This is a genomic window from Haladaptatus sp. AB618 (assembly GCF_024136965.1).
GTDB lineage: Archaea > Halobacteriota > Halobacteria > Halobacteriales > Haladaptataceae > Haladaptatus.
This window is the reverse complement of the sequence record NZ_JAMYJX010000002.1, coordinates 1-15,450: the sequence shown is the minus strand read 5'-3', so window position 1 is coordinate 15,450 and position 15,450 is coordinate 1. Positions and strand designations below refer to the sequence as shown.

14 protein-coding genes and 2 tRNA genes are annotated in these 15,450 nt (G+C 61.1%); 10 read left to right on the top strand and 6 right to left on the bottom strand.

The annotated features are described in order from the left end of the window. Positions 1 to 8: 8 nt before the first annotated feature. Positions 9 to 1,520, top strand: a complete 1,512-nt coding sequence (locus NKF26_RS06815; RefSeq protein ID WP_253228979.1) for a carboxypeptidase M32 — start codon at positions 9 to 11, stop codon at positions 1,518 to 1,520. A 278-nt stretch (positions 1,521 to 1,798) separates the two neighbouring features. Here NKF26_RS06815 and NKF26_RS06810 read toward each other — a convergent pair whose 3' ends face one another. Beyond that, a complete protein-coding gene (locus NKF26_RS06810) occupies positions 1,799 to 2,044 on the bottom strand; it encodes a hypothetical protein (protein ID WP_253228980.1) in 246 nt (81 codons plus the stop codon). Between the two features lie 114 nt (positions 2,045 to 2,158). Here NKF26_RS06810 and NKF26_RS06805 point away from each other — a divergent pair, with 114 nt between their 5' ends. Continuing rightward, on the top strand, positions 2,159 to 2,752 hold the full coding sequence (locus tag NKF26_RS06805; protein ID WP_253228981.1) for a riboflavin synthase: 594 nt from the start codon (positions 2,159 to 2,161) through the stop codon (positions 2,750 to 2,752). Between the two features lie 6 nt (positions 2,753 to 2,758). On the opposite strand, the gene NKF26_RS06800 is transcribed toward NKF26_RS06805, so the two are convergent. Continuing rightward, the gene (locus NKF26_RS06800) at positions 2,759 to 4,015 is read right to left on the bottom strand and encodes a PrsW family intramembrane metalloprotease (protein ID WP_253228982.1); all 1,257 of its coding nucleotides are present in this window, start codon (positions 4,013 to 4,015) and stop codon (positions 2,759 to 2,761) included. 161 nt (positions 4,016 to 4,176) lie between these two features. On the opposite strand from NKF26_RS06800, the gene NKF26_RS06795 reads away from it, so the two are divergent. Further along, positions 4,177 to 4,338: a hypothetical protein gene (locus NKF26_RS06795; RefSeq protein ID WP_253228983.1), complete on the top strand. Its 162-nt coding sequence runs from the start codon at positions 4,177 to 4,179 to the stop codon at positions 4,336 to 4,338. A gap of 113 nt (positions 4,339 to 4,451) precedes the next feature. After that, the gene (locus tag NKF26_RS06790; protein ID WP_253228984.1) at positions 4,452 to 5,873 is read left to right on the top strand and encodes a DUF402 domain-containing protein; all 1,422 of its coding nucleotides are present in this window, start codon (positions 4,452 to 4,454) and stop codon (positions 5,871 to 5,873) included. Positions 5,874 to 6,146: 273 nt separating this feature from the next. Here NKF26_RS06790 and NKF26_RS06785 read toward each other — a convergent pair whose 3' ends face one another. Together NKF26_RS06785 and NKF26_RS06780 are read right to left on the bottom strand one after the other, a co-directional pair. After that, entirely contained in the window at positions 6,147 to 6,533 is a 387-nt protein-coding gene (locus NKF26_RS06785) for a NifU family protein (RefSeq protein WP_253228985.1), read from the bottom strand. Between the two features lie 124 nt (positions 6,534 to 6,657). After that, positions 6,658 to 8,160, bottom strand: coding sequence for a hypothetical protein (locus NKF26_RS06780; RefSeq protein ID WP_253228986.1), 1,503 nt, complete (start codon positions 8,158 to 8,160; stop codon positions 6,658 to 6,660). Positions 8,161 to 8,239: 79 nt separating this feature from the next. Here NKF26_RS06780 and NKF26_RS06775 point away from each other — a divergent pair, with 79 nt between their 5' ends. The 3 genes from NKF26_RS06775 (at position 8,240) to NKF26_RS06765 (ending at position 11,927) form a co-directional block, all read left to right on the top strand. Next, positions 8,240 to 9,157 (top strand): MBL fold metallo-hydrolase, encoded by a 918-nt coding sequence (locus tag NKF26_RS06775; protein ID WP_253228987.1) that lies wholly within the window; start codon positions 8,240 to 8,242, stop codon positions 9,155 to 9,157. An 83-nt stretch (positions 9,158 to 9,240) separates the two neighbouring features. Further along, positions 9,241 to 11,175: a long-chain fatty acid--CoA ligase gene (locus tag NKF26_RS06770; protein ID WP_253228988.1), complete on the top strand. Its 1,935-nt coding sequence runs from the start codon at positions 9,241 to 9,243 to the stop codon at positions 11,173 to 11,175. Positions 11,176 to 11,261: 86 nt separating this feature from the next. Beyond that, positions 11,262 to 11,927, top strand: coding sequence for a hypothetical protein (locus tag NKF26_RS06765; protein ID WP_253228989.1), 666 nt, complete (start codon positions 11,262 to 11,264; stop codon positions 11,925 to 11,927). Positions 11,928 to 11,939: 12 nt separating this feature from the next. On the opposite strand, the gene NKF26_RS06760 is transcribed toward NKF26_RS06765, so the two are convergent. Continuing rightward, complete coding sequence (locus NKF26_RS06760) at positions 11,940 to 13,220, bottom strand: M20 family metallopeptidase (RefSeq protein WP_253234119.1); 1,281 nt, start codon at positions 13,218 to 13,220, stop codon at positions 11,940 to 11,942. Between the two features lie 110 nt (positions 13,221 to 13,330). Between NKF26_RS06760 and NKF26_RS06755 the strand changes: the two genes are divergently transcribed. The 3 genes from NKF26_RS06755 to NKF26_RS06745 all read left to right on the top strand — a co-directional run bounded on the left by NKF26_RS06755 (position 13,331) and on the right by NKF26_RS06745 (position 15,060). Then, positions 13,331 to 13,404 (top strand) — tRNA-Lys (locus NKF26_RS06755). A 409-nt stretch (positions 13,405 to 13,813) separates the two neighbouring features. Then, positions 13,814 to 14,014: a hypothetical protein gene (locus tag NKF26_RS06750; RefSeq protein WP_253228991.1), complete on the top strand. Its 201-nt coding sequence runs from the start codon at positions 13,814 to 13,816 to the stop codon at positions 14,012 to 14,014. Positions 14,015 to 14,097: 83 nt separating this feature from the next. Then, positions 14,098 to 15,060 (top strand): Gfo/Idh/MocA family protein, encoded by a 963-nt coding sequence (locus tag NKF26_RS06745; protein WP_253228992.1) that lies wholly within the window; start codon positions 14,098 to 14,100, stop codon positions 15,058 to 15,060. 176 nt (positions 15,061 to 15,236) lie between these two features. On the opposite strand, the gene NKF26_RS06740 is transcribed toward NKF26_RS06745, so the two are convergent. After that, positions 15,237 to 15,312, bottom strand: a tRNA-Cys gene (locus NKF26_RS06740). Between the last annotated feature and the right edge of the window lie 138 nt (positions 15,313 to 15,450).

Genomic DNA, 15,450 nt, shown 5'->3' with positions numbered 1-15,450 from the left:
TGCCTTCCATGGCAACCGCCGAATCGGAACTCGACTCGCCGTATGCGGAACTCCTCGACCGACGAAAACGAATCTCGAACGTTCAGAACGCGGGAATGGTTCTCTACTGGGACCAGCAGACGAAGATGCCCGAAGGGGGAACCCCGGCCCGTGCGAAGCAACTGGGGGCGCTCCAGTCCATCGGCCACGAACTGCTGACCGACGAGCGAACGGGCGAATTGCTGGAAGCACTCGAAGCCGAGGAGTTGGACGACGAACAGGCCGCCGTCGTCCGCGAGGTACGCCGTGAGCACGACCGCGCGGTCGCCATCCCGAACGACCTCGTGGAGCGGATTTCCGAAACGTCGAGCGAATCCCAACCGGCGTGGCGCGAGGCGAAGTCGGAAGACGAGTTCGAGACGTTCGCGCCGTATCTCGACCGACTCCGCGACCTTCACATCGAACTGGCCGAGCACGTGGATCCGGAGGAGGACCCCTACGTGGTCATGTTCGAGGAGAGCGAACCGTACCTCCCGCTGTCCCGCGTCGAGGAGATCTTCGACGAACTGCGGGAGGGACTGATTCCCCTCATCGAGGACGTCCACGAGAACGGCGCTGACATCGCCGACGACGCCTTCGCCGGAACCTTCGACCCCGAGGATCAGGAGGCGCTCTGTCGGGACGCGCTCGATCTCCTGAACTACGACTGGGACCGTGGGCGCTTCGACACCGCGCCGCACCCGTTCATGTCCGGGACGCAGTTCGATGCCCGCGTGACGACCCGGTATCACGACCACGACTTCGTGGACCCGCTGACCGCGACGATTCACGAGTTCGGGCACGCGACCTACCAACTCGGCCTGCGGGACGACGCCTACGGCACGCCGCTCGGCGAACCTCGCAGTTCGGGGATTCACGAATCTCAATCGCGCTTCTGGGAGAATCATGTTGGTAGGACGAAGGAGTTCTGGGAACTGTTCCTCCCGACCGTCACGGAACGCTTCCCGGAGTTCGAGGACGTGACCGCCGAGGAGGCCTACGAGGCGGCCAATCAGGTGTTTACGGACAACATGATCCGCGTCGAGGCCGACGAACTGACCTACCACATGCACATCATCCTCCGCTCCGAGATCGAGCAAGAGTTCGTGGCCGGGGACCTCGACGTGGACGACATCCCCGCCCGCTGGAACGAACTGATGGACGAGTATCTCGGCATCGTCCCGGAAACGGATTCGGAGGGCTGTCTACAGGACATCCACTGGACCAGTGGGTTCGCCAGTTTCCAGAACTACACCGTCGGGAGCGTCCTCGCCGCCCAACTCTGGGCCACCATCGAGGAGGAAATCGAGGACCCGGAAAAACTCATTCGGGAAGGCGAGTTCGGTCCCATCCGCGAATGGTTGACCGAGAACATCCACGAGCAGGGCCAGAAGTACACCACCGACGAACTCATCGAGGAGGCAACCGGCGAACCGCTGACCGCGGAGTACTTCCTCGACTACGTGACCGAGAAGTACGGCGATATTTACGAGTTGGACTGAATCGAAGGCGAGGTGGTTTCGGTTTGTGTCAAAAACTATTAATTATTCAAACTCGTTCTATAGATAAGAATGGCACTCATAAAATCGGTATCTAAGAACGTATCGTCCAGTCTCATCGTAACCATCGCAATTATTGCTGTCCTGTACTGGTTTATGACTCCTACCAGAGGTATTTCCAGAGTAGCCACAATTGCTCTCACGGTTGTTGCTGGACTAATAACATGGGCGCTCGTTACCTGGGTCAAACAGTCATAGCCACCGACCTGCATCGTCTGTAACTATTCTTCCTCATCCTCGTCCGTTTTCGCCACCGTTCCGACGACTTTCTGGGCGGCGCTGGAGGGGATATCGGTGGGCGTCGTGAGTTTCTCACGGACCAGCACCATACCGACGCCGATGGCGACGAACGCACCGCCGAGAATCAACTCCCCGGCGACGATGCGGTCGATGCCGAAGAGCGCGATGGGGATGGCTAGCACCAACGTCGCGGCCAGACTCACGGTATCGAGGATTCCCATCGTCATGTTCTCCCGTCCCCAATCGTCATACCCATCCGTTCCGCGCCACCGACCAAAAACCCGCCGCCATCGCGCCCGGTTCCGGAACCGTTTTCAACCGCGCGGCGTCACAGTTCCGTTATGTTTACCGGAATCGTTGCGGAAGTCGGCGAGGTTCGTCGCGTCGAGGATTCGGACGGCGGTCGGCGGCTCACCATCGCGGCCGACGACGTGCTCTCGGACGTGGAGGACGGCGCGAGCATCGCCGTCAACGGGGCCTGCCTGACCGTCGAGGAGTTTGACGACGACAGCTTCGAGGTGTTTCTGGCCGCCGAGACGGTCGAAAAGACCTACCTCGGCGAGGTGGAGGAAGGCGACGTCGTCAACCTCGAACGGGCGCTTCGCGCCGACGCCCGCCTCGACGGCCACTTCGTACAGGGGCACGTCGATACGACGACCGAGGTGGCGGACATTGAGGAGGTGGGAGAAGACTGGCAATACGAATTTGCGATTCCAGAAGGCTACGGGCAGTACATCGTGGACAAAGGTTCGGTTGCGCTCGACGGCATCAGTCTCACCGTGGCCGAGAAGGGAGAAGAGACGTTCACCGTCGCCATCATCCCGACGACGCGGCGTGTGACGAACCTCTCGGAGAAGGAACCCGGCGACCCGGTGCACCTCGAAGTGGACGTGCTGGCGAAGTACGCGGACGAACTGCTCGCCGGGCAGCGGTAGAAGTTCTCAGAACTCGAAACCGGACTTTCCAGACTCCTCGTCCGTTTCGTCGTCCCGATTCTCGTTCCCGTCGTTTTCGTTCCCGTCGTTTTTGCTCTCGTCCTCCCGGTTCGCGTAGACTGCGTCGTTGCCGGGGCGATCACGTTCGTCGTTTCCGAGGAGGCTACTTCCGGTTCCACCGTTCGTGCTCGTTCGGGTTTCCGCTTCACGCTGGGAATCTACCCGTCCGTCCACGTCGCGTAGTTCGCTTTGGGAGTCGAATCCGACGGGTCGAGTTCCGTCGTCGTTCTCCATTTCTCCCCGATTCTCGACTTGGGAGTACATGGCGCGGTAGCGTGAGATTTTTCGGTAGAGCAGGTAGCCGAAGAATCCGTCGTAGATGAAAACGAAGGCGATGTAGCCGATACCGGGGGTGATGCCGGGGTAGAACGCGGCGATGAGGTCAGGGACGAATCCGACGAGCGTGTTGTACGTCGCGTGGATGAACGCGGCGATGAGCAGGCCTTTAATCACGATGGGACCCGCGTTCTCGCGGTTGAACTTCGCCAATCCGAGGTAGTAGCCCGCGAACGCGGAGTAGATGACGTGCCCCGGTCCGGCGAACAGTCGGAAGACGGCTATGTTCCCGGCACTCAAAACCAGATTAGTGTCCGACGACGAGAGGACGCCTTGGCTGATGTAGATGGCGTTCTCGATGGTCGCAAAGCCCAGTCCGGCCATCGCCCCGTAGACGGCACCGTCGATGACGGCGTCGAACTTGTCGCTCCGGTAGGCGAACAGACGCACGGCGAGCCACTTGACCGTCTCCTCGACCGGTCCGACGATGAGATAGAAGTAGATGACCGCCCCGAAGAGTGGAATTCCGGTGAACAGCGGTTTCAACCTGGAGTTGAACACCGCCGCGAACATGGCGAACAGGACGCCGAGGCAGAACGTCCCGACGAGGAGCGGGAGGGGTTCGGACATCGTCACGTCCGCATACCAGATGTACGCCGCGAGGGCGAACGCAGGGACGACGGAGAGGAAGATGAAGACGCCGACCCACGGATTGTTGCCCACCACCGCCAAGCCGCCGAAGACTACCTGGAGCAGTAAAATCGCCGCCGCGAGAAGGATCACGGATGCACGCGCCACGATGGAGAGTCCCCCGTACACCTTCGTCGCAAACCAGTCGAGCCGTGTCCGCTCCTCCCATGTAGAGATACCATACAGATCGACCGAGTCGTCCATTCCGCGAGCGACCGGGTCTCGTTTCTCGTCCATGTTTCAATATCACATGGATGAGGAGTAAATCGTTCGGCATGATTTTCCTAGTAGAATTAATATGAGTATATATGGCGTATTATTCCTGTAGGGGCACGCTTAATAAGAAGAATAGCCCAACGTGGTACACTATGACACCCATCAGCCACAGTCGAGGAATTATGTACTCGGCACCGCCAAAAGAAACGACACGACGGGAGAAAGACGAATCCACCGAAGACGAAGCCACGGAGTCGAATACCGTCGAAGCACCGTCCGTAACCGATCCCAATTCCAGCGTCACCGACGCGAATTGGACGGGCACCGTCCCCGCCGACGACTAAGTTTCCGCAGTCGAACCTCGTTATCCTGAAATCCCCTCCCCACAAACCGGGAGGTATATGCACGCTTTCTCGACTCACGCGCAGAATATCCGGTGTCGGTTCCACTACCAGCTATGAGCACGGTTCGCATCAGGGGCATCTACACCACCGCACTCACCCGCTTGCTCGGGGAGAGCTTCGACGTGGTACAGGCCTCGCCGCCCATCCGACGGCGGTTCGATACCGAGTTCGAAACCGGGGAGTACGACGCCACGGTCGAGACCACCGACGACAGACAGGGCGTCGGGGTCTTCGGCAACGCCGAAACCGTCACCCGAATCGCCGACGAGTTGGCGAGCCTCGACGTCGACACCTTCCGCTGGGAGGACCCGGCACCGCGGGGAGCGCTGTTCGACGGCGTCGTGGACGAAACCCTCGGAAGCGGTGCAGTCGTGAACCTCGGGGACGGCGAAGGCTTCCTCCCGTTCCGCTCCATCGACCGGCGAATCGACGAGGGTGACAGCGTCCGCGTACAGGTCCACGACCCGGAACCGCCGTGGTCGCGCGACCGCTCCCTTCTCGGGACCGACGTTCGGGTGTACGGCGGCGTGGCCAGCCTCTCGAAGGGCGTGGACAGCGTGGTCGCCAGCGCGCCGGACGATGCCAGTCGGCGCGAACTCGCCCGGACGACGGAGATGCTTCCGACGGACGTGCCCGACGAGTGGGGCGTCCGATGGGAGTACGCCGCCGCGGACGCCACGCTGGACGAGATGAACGACGCGCTCTCGCGGGCCGTGGAGGGTGCCGAAACCATCGAGGACGCGCTTGCAGACTCTTCCGAGTCGGTCGAAACACCCCGGACAGTCGCCGAACCGGAAGCCACGGCGTGGTGCTGGTTCGGCCGGGAATCGCGCTTCGCGTTGGACGACGCTCGGCGCAAAGTCACGACGACCCTGCCCGGCCACCACCGAATCAAGGCCGCAGACTCCGCCGCGAGTACGGCGGTCGATTTCGCCGAGGACCTGTACGACCCGGACGAACACCCCGAGGACGCTCCGACCGGCGCGACCCTCCGACAGTTCGGTCCGGAACCGGACGGCGAGGTGTTCATCGACCACGGCAAGCCCGACGGGCGCTGTTTCTCGCTCGGCAAGGGCACCGTCGCGGAGTGTGACCCCGACGCCGGAAAATACACCGTTCGTCGGACGATGGGGAGTTCGGGAACCTACGACGCCATCGGCACCGACCGCGAACGCGGCGACGTGGCCATCACGAAGTTCCGCGAGGGGCGATGGTGGTATCCGACGGCCTACCGGAGCGAGGACGGCGAACCGAAGGGAACCTACGTCAACGTCTGTACGCCCGTCGAACTGTTTCCCAACTCGGTTCGCTACGTGGACCTACACGTCGATGTCGTGAAGCGGCCGGACGGTACCGTCGAACGGGTGGACGACGACGAACTCGATACGGCCGTCGAGAAGGGAAACATCTCCGAGGAACTGGCCGAGAAGGCCAGAAGCGTCGCAGCGAGCGTGGAGAAGGTACTATCGAAGTAGCGTAACCACGAGTTTCGGCCGGTGACGCAACCGCCGGAAGCGTGCATTTTCACAACCGCCGGAAACGCGCATTTTTACAGCCGTCAGAAATCTGCCAGTAACACAGCCGCGGAGACCAGCATCCTTACCGGAAAATCGGAGATTTTCCGGGCCGACGACTGAATGGAGACGCCCGACTCGCGGTGCGAGTCGAGCGTCGAAATGAAGGAGGAGCGCTTTTGGTCCAGATTTTTATCGAGGGTCGCGGAGCGATCCTCGCAATAAAAAGGTGGTTTAGAAGTGCTCGTCGTCGCCGGGCACGTTCAGCTTACCGCCGCGGCCGCCTTCGGAGCGGTCGATGCCCATGACGCTCTCGGCTTGATCCGTCTTCCACTGGCTGGTTCCATCGTCGGCGATGCGGACGGTTACGTCGTCCACTTCCTCGAACTTCTTCAGGAGTTCGACCTCGATGTTCTGGGACGTGATGGGGGTGATGGAGCACCCGCCGCAGGCCCCGCCGAGTTCGATGACGACCTCGCCGGATTCCGGGTCGGCCTTTCTGACCGCGCTCGTCCCGCCGTGCATCTGGATGATGGGCATCTGGGCTGTCAACCAGCGTTCGACCCGCGATTCGAGGTCGTCCTCGGACCCCGCCGATTCGGTCGCGCCCTGTTTACTCATACACAACCATAGGAACTCGAAGTATGGTAAGCTTGGGGTTCGAGTCGGCGATTATGGGACGAATCGTTCCCGAAAGATCACACGGATTGTCGACCTTCGCTCGTCCGGATTTACTCGTTTGGACTCAGTCCTCGTTCCGCCGTCTACGCGCCCAGAGCGAGAATCCGAGAACGGAAAGGCCAGCGACGCCAACTCCGAAACCGGGTTGTCCTGTCGTCGCGGCGACGTCGTCTTTCTGTTCGTTGGATGCCGTCGTTGTCGCGGTGTTCCCGTTCGTGAGCGGCGGCGAGGATTTCTGTTCTCCCGTGTAATTTGGGAAGATGTAGACGCCGCCTCTGCCGTCGCCGTCCCCTCCCATACTCCCGCCGACGAATACGGTATCGGAGACGTACTCGGCGCTCCAGAAGGCGGTCTCGTTCGGCTTGCGCCACCAAACGAGTTCCGTCGGGTTCGACGGGTCGCTCACGTCGAACACCTTCACGCCGCCGTTGTACCACGAGGTGTAGAGTTGGTCACCGACGAAGTCGAAGTTGTGCGAGGTCGTCCACTGGCCGGACGAACTGACTTCCCCGCATTCGTGGCAACCGTGTGCCGAGGCGACGCCGACCGGCGAGAGCGCGGCGACGATGGACGACAGGGGGGAAACGTCGTAACTCGGGTCGGACGTTTTCGGCGGCTCGATGGTAGTGAGCTTTCGCGGACGTTCGATTGTCGAAATGTCCCAGAGACCGATGCCGCCGGGTCCGGTTCGCTTCGGGCCATCGGTATCCCACGCCTCCTTGTTACAGGCGAGCAGGCTCGCATCCTCGTTCGTCATCACGAAGTGGGCGTTCCCCGGCAGACCGACGACGGCATCCCGCTCGTCGGACGATGGGATTTCCGCGAGTTTCTCCAGCGGTCGCCCGCCGAAGTGCGCGACGTGTGTCGGACGCCTCGGATTCGAGACGTCCACGACCCAGATTCCGGCGTCCCACTGTGCGAGGTACGCCCGGCCGTCGTGCACCCACACGTCGTGGAGCGTGCGCACCCACGAATCGACCCCCGACCACTTCGAGTCGTACTCGACCATCGACCACCGGCCCACTTCCTTCGGGTCGTCGTTCGACACGTCCACCAACACGAGGGGGTTACCGTCTCCGTTGTTACCCGTAAGATACACGATGTCGTCCGTGAGGTAGGCGTTGTGGATCGGAAACGCCGTCTCGTGGAACGCGACGCGCTTCGGCTTCGATGGATCGCTCACGTCGTACAGCAGGATTCCGTGCACATCGTCGCTCGCAACCGGGTTCGCCGGGCCGACGACCAGCAGTCGGTCGCCGTCCACCGTCACGTCCCAAATCTCGGTCAGCGGTCCGCCGTCTTGTTTCTCCAGCAGACCGCGCCGTTCGGCCAGTACGTGCGGATTTTCCGGATTCCGGATATCGACCGTCACGAACCCGTCAGTCGCCGCGACGAACGCGGTGTTGCCGTCGTCCCCGACGACCGTCTCCTTGGCATCCTCGATGGACACGTGTCCCAGTGGTTGGTACGAGTCGGTCGCCGAATTGGCCCCGATACCCCCCGTCGAGAATAGACACGCAGCGCTTCCCCCCACGGCGGCCGTGCGAAGAAAGTCTCGCCGATGCATGCCCATTAATCGGTCGGCAGAAGGATAAAAGCGCGGACGACGCGAATCGTTTTTCCCGTTTCCCGACGCGAGGTATGGTATGGGAATCGGCGACCTACGGGAAGTCACGGTGGGTGACTGTTCCGACTTGTACTATCTGGACACGGGAATGTACGACACGGAGGCCTACGGTGCGGTGTACATCCTCGACACCGAGCGCCCGGCAATCGTGGAGACGGGTATCGGGACGGGTTACGAACGAATCCTCGACGCGCTCGACGAGTTGGATATCGCGCGGGAGGACGTGGCGGTCATCGCGCCGACACACGTGCATCTGGACCACGCGGGCGGTGCGGGCTTCCTCGCGGAAGCGTGTCCGAACGCGGACGTGTACGTCCACGAAATCGGTGCACGCCACCTCGTGAATCCCGAGTATCTGGTAAAGGGAACGAAAGCGGCCGTCGGCGACCAGTGGCAGTTCTACGCCGAACCGAAACCGGTACCGGAAGACCGCGTCGTGGAAGTGACGGAGGGCGACAGTATCGACTGTGGCAGTCACGACCTGGAAGTGTTCTACGCGCCGGGCCACGCGCCACACCAGGTCATCTTCTACGACGAGGCGAACGATGCGGTGTTCACCGCCGATTCGGCCGGGATTTGGGTGCCGAGCATCGGTGAGGTTCGGGAAACCTCGCCACCGACGGATTTCGATCTGGACCAGTGTTTGGACGACGTGGAGACGATCCGTGATATTTCCCCGAGCACGCTCCTCTACACCCATTTCGGGCCGCGGGAGTACTCCGACGAGGCGATGGACGAGTACGGCGAAGTCCTCTCACAGTGGGTCGCAGCGGTCGAAGCCCAACGTGCCGCCACGGACGACGACGAGGAAATCATCGAGACCCTCATCGACCGACAGGAGATGGACGAAGTTTGGGGAGAGACGAAGGCTCACGAGGAAACGAAATTGAACACCCGCGGCGTTCTCCATTATCTCGACACGCACGAAGGGCTGTGAAACAGGAGAAACCGCACAAACTTCCATAAACTTTCGTATCGTTTTATACTACCTTAATGGGGGTGAACACACAAGTGGTTGGTATGGAGTGGCGTGACGCCGAGAAAGAGTTTACCGACCCCGTCATCGAGCGGACGACGCTGTCCCGAATGTTCGAGGACAGCGCCGAACGACACGAAAATCGTCCCGCACAGCAGTACAAGGGCGGTATCTACCGTCGCTCACTGACCGAAACCGTGCTCCCGGCGGCACCGGACGGCGAGTTTCGGTCGATTTCGTACCCGAAGATGCGCGATATCGTCCGGAACCTCGCCGCCGGGTTCCGCGACCTCGGCGTCGAAGCGGACGACAGAGTCGGGATTTTTTCGGACACGCGAATGGAGTGGGCACAGACTGACTTCGCGTTGCTCGCCGCAGGCGCTGTCGTGACGACGGTGTACAGGAGTTCTTCCGTTTCACAGGTCGAATACCTCCTCGGAGACCCCGAAGCCACGGGCGTCGTCGTCGAAAACGAAAGTTTGCTGGAGCGGGTGTTCGAGGCTGAGGACGCGTTGGACCTCGAATTCATCGTCGTGATGGACTCGCTCTCGCGGGAGTACGACCGCGACGACATCTACACCCTCGACGAGGTACACGATCGGGGAGAGGCGGCCTTCGACCTCGACGAGTACGAATCGTGGCTCGCCGCCCGCGACCCCGACGACCTCGCCACGCTCATCTACACCAGCGGGACGACGGGCCGACCCAAAGGCGTGAAACTCACCCACTGGAACTTCCGGTCGAACGTCAACCAATGTTATCGTCGGTTCGGACCGCGCCCCGACAAGGAGTGTCCCGTCATCGACGAGTATTCGAAAGCCGTCTCGTTCCTCCCGCTCGCACACGTCTTCGAGCGGACCGCCGGTCACTTCATGCTGTTCGCCGCCGGTGCGTGCATCGCCTACGCGGAAAGCCCGGACACGCTACAGGACGACTTCCAAACGGTGAAACCGACCACCGGAACCAGCGTCCCGCGCGTCTACGAGCGGATCTACGATGCGATTCGCGCACAGGCCGACGGGAGCGACTTCAGCCGCCGCGTGTTCGACTGGGCGACGGACGTCGGCGTTGCGTACCACGAGACGGACTCCCCGAGTCTGGGTCTCCGCGCACAGAAAGTTCTCGCGGACAAACTCGTCTTCGACAAGGTAAAGGAGGGCCTCGGCGGCAACATCGACTTCTTCATCAGCGGCGGTGGCAGTCTGTCGGCCGATTTATGTGCGCTCTATCACGGCATGGGACTGCCGATTCTCGAAGGCTACGGACTCACGGAGACCTCGCCCGTCATCTGCGTCAACCCACCCGAAGCGCCGAAAATCGGCACCATCGGCTATCCCGTCGTGGACGTCGAGGTCCGGGTCGACGAATCGATCGTCGGGGAGAACTTCTCGGAAGCGGCAGGAGACGTCGGTGAACTGCTCGTCAAGGGTCCGAACGTCACCGACGGTTACTGGAACAAACCCGAGGAGACCGAACGCGCCTTCACGGAGGATGGCTGGTTCCGAACCGGCGACATCGTCGAAATCCGGCCGGACGGCTACATCGCGTTCCGCGAACGCGCCAAGGAGTTGCTCGTTCTCTCGACCGGCAAGAACGTCCCACCAGGCCCCATCGAGGATGCCTTCGCCGCCAGCGAAATCGTCGAACAGTGCATGGTCATGGGCGACGGCCGGAAGTTCGTCAGCGCGCTCATCGTCCCAAACGTCGAGAAGGTCCGTGAGCGGGCCGCCCGCGAAGGGATTTCCCTCCCGGACGACGACCGTGAGCTCTGTCGAAACGATACGGTCTCCAACTGGATCGAAGACGAAATCGAGCGGATCAACCCCCAGTTCGAATCGTACGAGCAGATCAAGCAGTTCCGCCTCGTCCCCATCGAATTCACCGAGGACAACGACCTGCTCACCCCCACGATGAAGAAAAAGCGTCGCAACATCCGTTCACGCTTCTCCGACGACATCGATTCGATTTACGTGGAGTGAGCGGATCACTTCGCATCGAATGTAATAGTATAAACACGTTCCGTTGAACGGTTCCTTTTTACCTCGTCCCTTCCACAGCATGAACAATGACCAACGGCCCCGAGAAGGAGCCACCTGCGGATCGCAAATCCCCGGTCGGAAAACCAGTCGTCCGTGGAGACGTGTCGGTTACCGGCGCGCACGCACGGGAAGCCAAAGCGTTCGACCCCGATGACCCCGAGAGCGTCGAAGAAGCCGCGCTAACGGTCCGTGCGTTCGCGGAGGGGAGCCCGGGACGAGAGGACAACGTCTACATGTTGCGTGGGGCAGCGGCCTGTGCAGCGCTTGTCCGAGGTGTTGGCTCCTACAAGGGTGCCGCAAAGCGGGCGGGAGGGGAGACGACAGTCGCGTTCATCAGAAAGTGGGCGCGGGTGCACGACCTCCCGCGTTCGATCCGACGCCACGTCGCGATGGGGCACATCGCACCGACGGCGGCGAAACACATCGCCCGCGTGGACGGCGACGCTCGCTATCTGCTGGCGTGGGCGATTCTCGACAACTCGCTGACCGTGCGCGAAGTGCGCGCCATCGTCAGCGACATCAACGACGGGACCGCACCCGAGCGCGCGCTACGAGCCCACGACGTGACCCTGGGTGAAGTCACCCTCTCGCTCCCGGCCGACCTGTACCGCGAGCTCCGGCGGGAAGCCGCACTCGCGGACGAAGAACCGGAACAGGTAGTCGCGCGGGCACTCGAAAAGGAACTGGAGTAACCGAGTCCCGGGCTAGCCGAGGAACGTTCGAGCCGTCCCCGTCAACACGGTTCCTGCAGTAACCACGTCCGGCCAATGAACCATCTCGTTCGGGAAGTGGGCCTGTTCGATCGTCCCCGGTCCGAAGAGAACGGTCGGAATCCCCGCGGCGACATAATGGCGCGAGTCCGCACCGTAGGTCTCGCCGCGAAGCGTCGTGTCGAGACCCGAATCGTCCATCGCCGATTGGAGCGCGCCGACGATGGGTTCGTCCGCGTCCGTCTCCGCGGACTCGAACTGGATCGAAAACCGCTCGAACGTGGGGGGATGCTCGCGAAGCCAGTCGTTCTCCTCGACGACATCCGCGAGGCGCTCTTCGTACATCGCTTCTACTTCGTCCACCGTTTCACCCGGTGCGACGCCGAACCGCATCTCCGCGGTGAGCGTCGCGGGAACCGACGACGACCACGTACCGGCCTCGACGGTACCGATGACGATGGGCCACGAGATGGGGAATTCGTCGTACAGCGGATGCGTGACGGACTCGTTCCGCTCCGCTTCGAGCTCGGAGAACGCGTGTGAAATCGCCTCGAAGTGCGGGAGGACGTTTTCGCCGCGCCACCGCGTCGCCGCGTGGGCGGATCGTCCCTCGATGTGGAGTTGTTTCATCACCGTTCCCTCGACGGCAGTGACAGGCGTGAGATCCGTCGGTTCCGCGACGATGGCCGCATCGCGTTCGAATGGATACGGGTTCGACAGCGCGGCGGCCGCCGCGCCCAAGCCGCCCTCCTCCTCTCCGACGACGCTCTCGACGACGAGACGGCCGTTCAAGCCCTCGGCATGGTCCGCGAGGTGTTTCGCGGCGAAGACGCAGGCCGCGACTCCGGACTTCATGTCCACCGCGCCGCGCGCGGTGAGGTCGTCGCCGTCCCACGTCGGCTCGAACGGGTCAGTCTCCCACGATTCGCGGGCGACCGGAACCACGTCCATGTGGCCGTTCAGGACGAGCGTCGACCCGTCGTCCGGATTACCGAACTCCAACACGCCCGCGACGCTCGGGCGCTCCGCTAGGCTCGGTCCGCCGGCACTCGCCTCGGTGTGTTCGATTTCGACGGGGTCGTCGGGAAACGACGGGTGTTCCGCCAGTTCCTCGGCATGCGCCGTCCATTCGTACGTCTCGAAGCCTATCTCGGAAAGACGGTCGAGGAGCCATTCCTGTGCGGGGCCTTCCTTTCCACCGGTCGTGTCGAACGAACAGAGCTGGTGGACGAAATCACGCAACTCGTCCCCCTGTTCAGTCTCGAACGAGGTCATGATTTGACAGTCGGTACCGGGGGAGAAAACTGTACGCACCCCGGAGATGGATGCGGAATCCGGATCAGAATGGCAAACGTTTAAACGTCGCAACTCGCAAGAGGAGATGAGGGCTGGTAGCTCAGTTAGGCAGAGCGTCTGGCTTTTAACCAGACGGCCAGGGGTTCAAATCCCTTCCAGCCCGCTTCTGCGAGGAACAACGTGACGAGCAAAGCGGCCCGAAGGATTTGAACTAGAACAGACGCAATTCGTGAGCGAAGCGAACGAAACCGTCTGGGCGTGGTTCAAATCCCTTCCAGCCTGTGACGAACGAAGGTGAGGAGTGGATCGACCGGAGGAATTGGGATCGGAAGACGCAGTTCGTGAGCGCTACCGAGGTGCGAAGCGCCTCGATGCGAACGGTGAAGACGTGAGCACGGAAGCGCGGAGCGCTTCCGAAGCGAACGAACACAAGCGTCGTTCTGGCCAAAATTCGCCGAAACGATTCGGCGAACGCGCACTACGCGGTGTTCGCCGAGCGTGACCGGTTCTCAAAACGGCCGGCCGACATCGTTCAGTAGATATTATAAGTCGTCCGAACACAGAACACGGATATGAACCGCTATATCGAAGATCCACTCGAACCACTCGGCGTCGCGTTCGGGGTTCTACTCGTACTCATCGGAATCGGAACGCTCGTCGGGATGCCGTGGGCGCACAAATCGGGCAGTGCCCTGCTAATGCTCGGGCAGATAGTTGGCGCGATCGCCGCGATCGGTATCGGTGCAGCCCTCGCATGGGTTACCCGCACGTAGAACGACTGCGCTAGTTTCTATCGTTCATTCTCGCTGACAGAGTGGACACTTCCATTCATAACGGAGAAGGATAGACAGTAGATATGAAATTCGGCATCATCAGTACCGCGAACATCGGTACGGAAACCGTCATCCCCTCGATTCAGGAGACCGAACACGAAGTCGTTGCCATCGCGTCGAGGAACCGCGCACGCGCACAGGAGGTCGCAGAGCAACTCGAAATACCACGAGCCTACGAGACATACGAGGAACTGCTCGACGATGACGAGATAGAAGCCGTGTACAACCCGCTCCCCAATGCGCTCCACGCCGAATGGACGAAACGGGCCGCCGATCACGGCCTACACGTCCTCTGTGAAAAGCCGCTTGCAGTGGACGCCGCTGAAGCCCGAGAATTGGGTCAGTACTGCGACGAACGGGGAGTGACACTGATGGAAGCGTTCATGTATCGCTACCATCCCCGAACACGACGTGCAGCCGAGTTGTGTCGTGAGTTGGATATCCGATCGGTAAAGGCCCGCTTCCAATTCGTACTGGACGACCCAAACGACGTCCGTTTCGACCCCGACCTCGCAGGAGGGAGTCTCATGGACGTCGGCAGTTACGCAGTCAACATCGCCCGACTGTTCCTCGGGGAACCGGAGCAGGTGTACGCGACAACAACCACGATGGACAACGGTGTCGAAACGGAACTGACCGCGATCCTCGAATACGAAGACGGTGTAACAGCGGAGATATCCTCCTCGTTCACGACGCAACCCACACAACACTGCCGTATCGAAGCGACGAACGGATGGCTCGAAGCAGCCGAACCATTCCTCCCACAAAGCGACGACGGAACGACACTGGAGTATCAAATCGACGATCGTCGTGCCACGGAATACTTCGACCACGTAAACCAGTACGTACTCGAAATCGAGCAGTTCGTCGACTGCATCGAAACCGGATCATCCCCGGAGACCGACGCGGACGATGCAACCCGAACGATGGAGATCATCGACGCTCTATATCAAAGCGCGGACGAAAACCGACCTGTTTCACTCTGAGCAGTAGACCTACCCGATTTTGAGTACGTTAGATGACAGATAGATGTCACTCGGCCACGGGGGAACAGACAGTAGACTGGCAAATCGGAGTAAAGCGATATTACCGAGAGTAGTATCAAAAGCACGGGAGCGATCACAGATGGGAGAGCAATCGCTCGGAGGTCAGTAATTCGAAAAGCCAAGGGCCGGATTTGAACCGGCGATGGGCGGCTCTGCAGGCCGCTGCGTTCGGCCGGACTCTGCCACCTTGGCGCAGTCTCTTCTTTGAAGTCGCTCACTTTAAACGTAGCGGTCTTACACCGGGGGTATAGAAATAGAAAAACCCCCACAGAGCGGTGGCTCTGTGAGGGTTAATGAATGAAGTATGAATGGAGGCGGCGAATCGAATTT

Excerpts from the sequence above, each read along its gene's own strand:
- NKF26_RS06805 (WP_253228981.1), top strand. The coding sequence starts at position 2,159 with ATGTTTACCGGAATCGTTGCGGAAGTCGGCGAGGTTCGTCGCGTCGAG.
- NKF26_RS06780 (WP_253228986.1), bottom strand. The coding sequence starts at position 8,160 with ATGCATCGGCGAGACTTTCTTCGCACGGCCGCCGTGGGGGGAAGCGCT.
- NKF26_RS06765 (WP_253228989.1), top strand. The coding sequence starts at position 11,262 with ATGACCAACGGCCCCGAGAAGGAGCCACCTGCGGATCGCAAATCCCCG.
- NKF26_RS06815 (WP_253228979.1), top strand. The coding sequence starts at position 9 with ATGGCAACCGCCGAATCGGAACTCGACTCGCCGTATGCGGAACTCCTC.
- NKF26_RS06795 (WP_253228983.1), top strand. The coding sequence starts at position 4,177 with ATGTACTCGGCACCGCCAAAAGAAACGACACGACGGGAGAAAGACGAA.
- NKF26_RS06775 (WP_253228987.1), top strand. The coding sequence starts at position 8,240 with ATGGGAATCGGCGACCTACGGGAAGTCACGGTGGGTGACTGTTCCGAC.
- NKF26_RS06790 (WP_253228984.1), top strand. The coding sequence starts at position 4,452 with ATGAGCACGGTTCGCATCAGGGGCATCTACACCACCGCACTCACCCGC.
- NKF26_RS06810 (WP_253228980.1), bottom strand. The coding sequence starts at position 2,044 with ATGACGATGGGAATCCTCGATACCGTGAGTCTGGCCGCGACGTTGGTG.
- NKF26_RS06745 (WP_253228992.1), top strand. The coding sequence starts at position 14,098 with ATGAAATTCGGCATCATCAGTACCGCGAACATCGGTACGGAAACCGTC.
- NKF26_RS06800 (WP_253228982.1), bottom strand. The coding sequence starts at position 4,015 with ATGGACGAGAAACGAGACCCGGTCGCTCGCGGAATGGACGACTCGGTC.
- NKF26_RS06785 (WP_253228985.1), bottom strand. The coding sequence starts at position 6,533 with ATGAGTAAACAGGGCGCGACCGAATCGGCGGGGTCCGAGGACGACCTC.
- NKF26_RS06750 (WP_253228991.1), top strand. The coding sequence starts at position 13,814 with ATGAACCGCTATATCGAAGATCCACTCGAACCACTCGGCGTCGCGTTC.
- NKF26_RS06770 (WP_253228988.1), top strand. The coding sequence starts at position 9,241 with ATGGAGTGGCGTGACGCCGAGAAAGAGTTTACCGACCCCGTCATCGAG.
- NKF26_RS06760 (WP_253234119.1), bottom strand. The coding sequence starts at position 13,220 with ATGACCTCGTTCGAGACTGAACAGGGGGACGAGTTGCGTGATTTCGTC.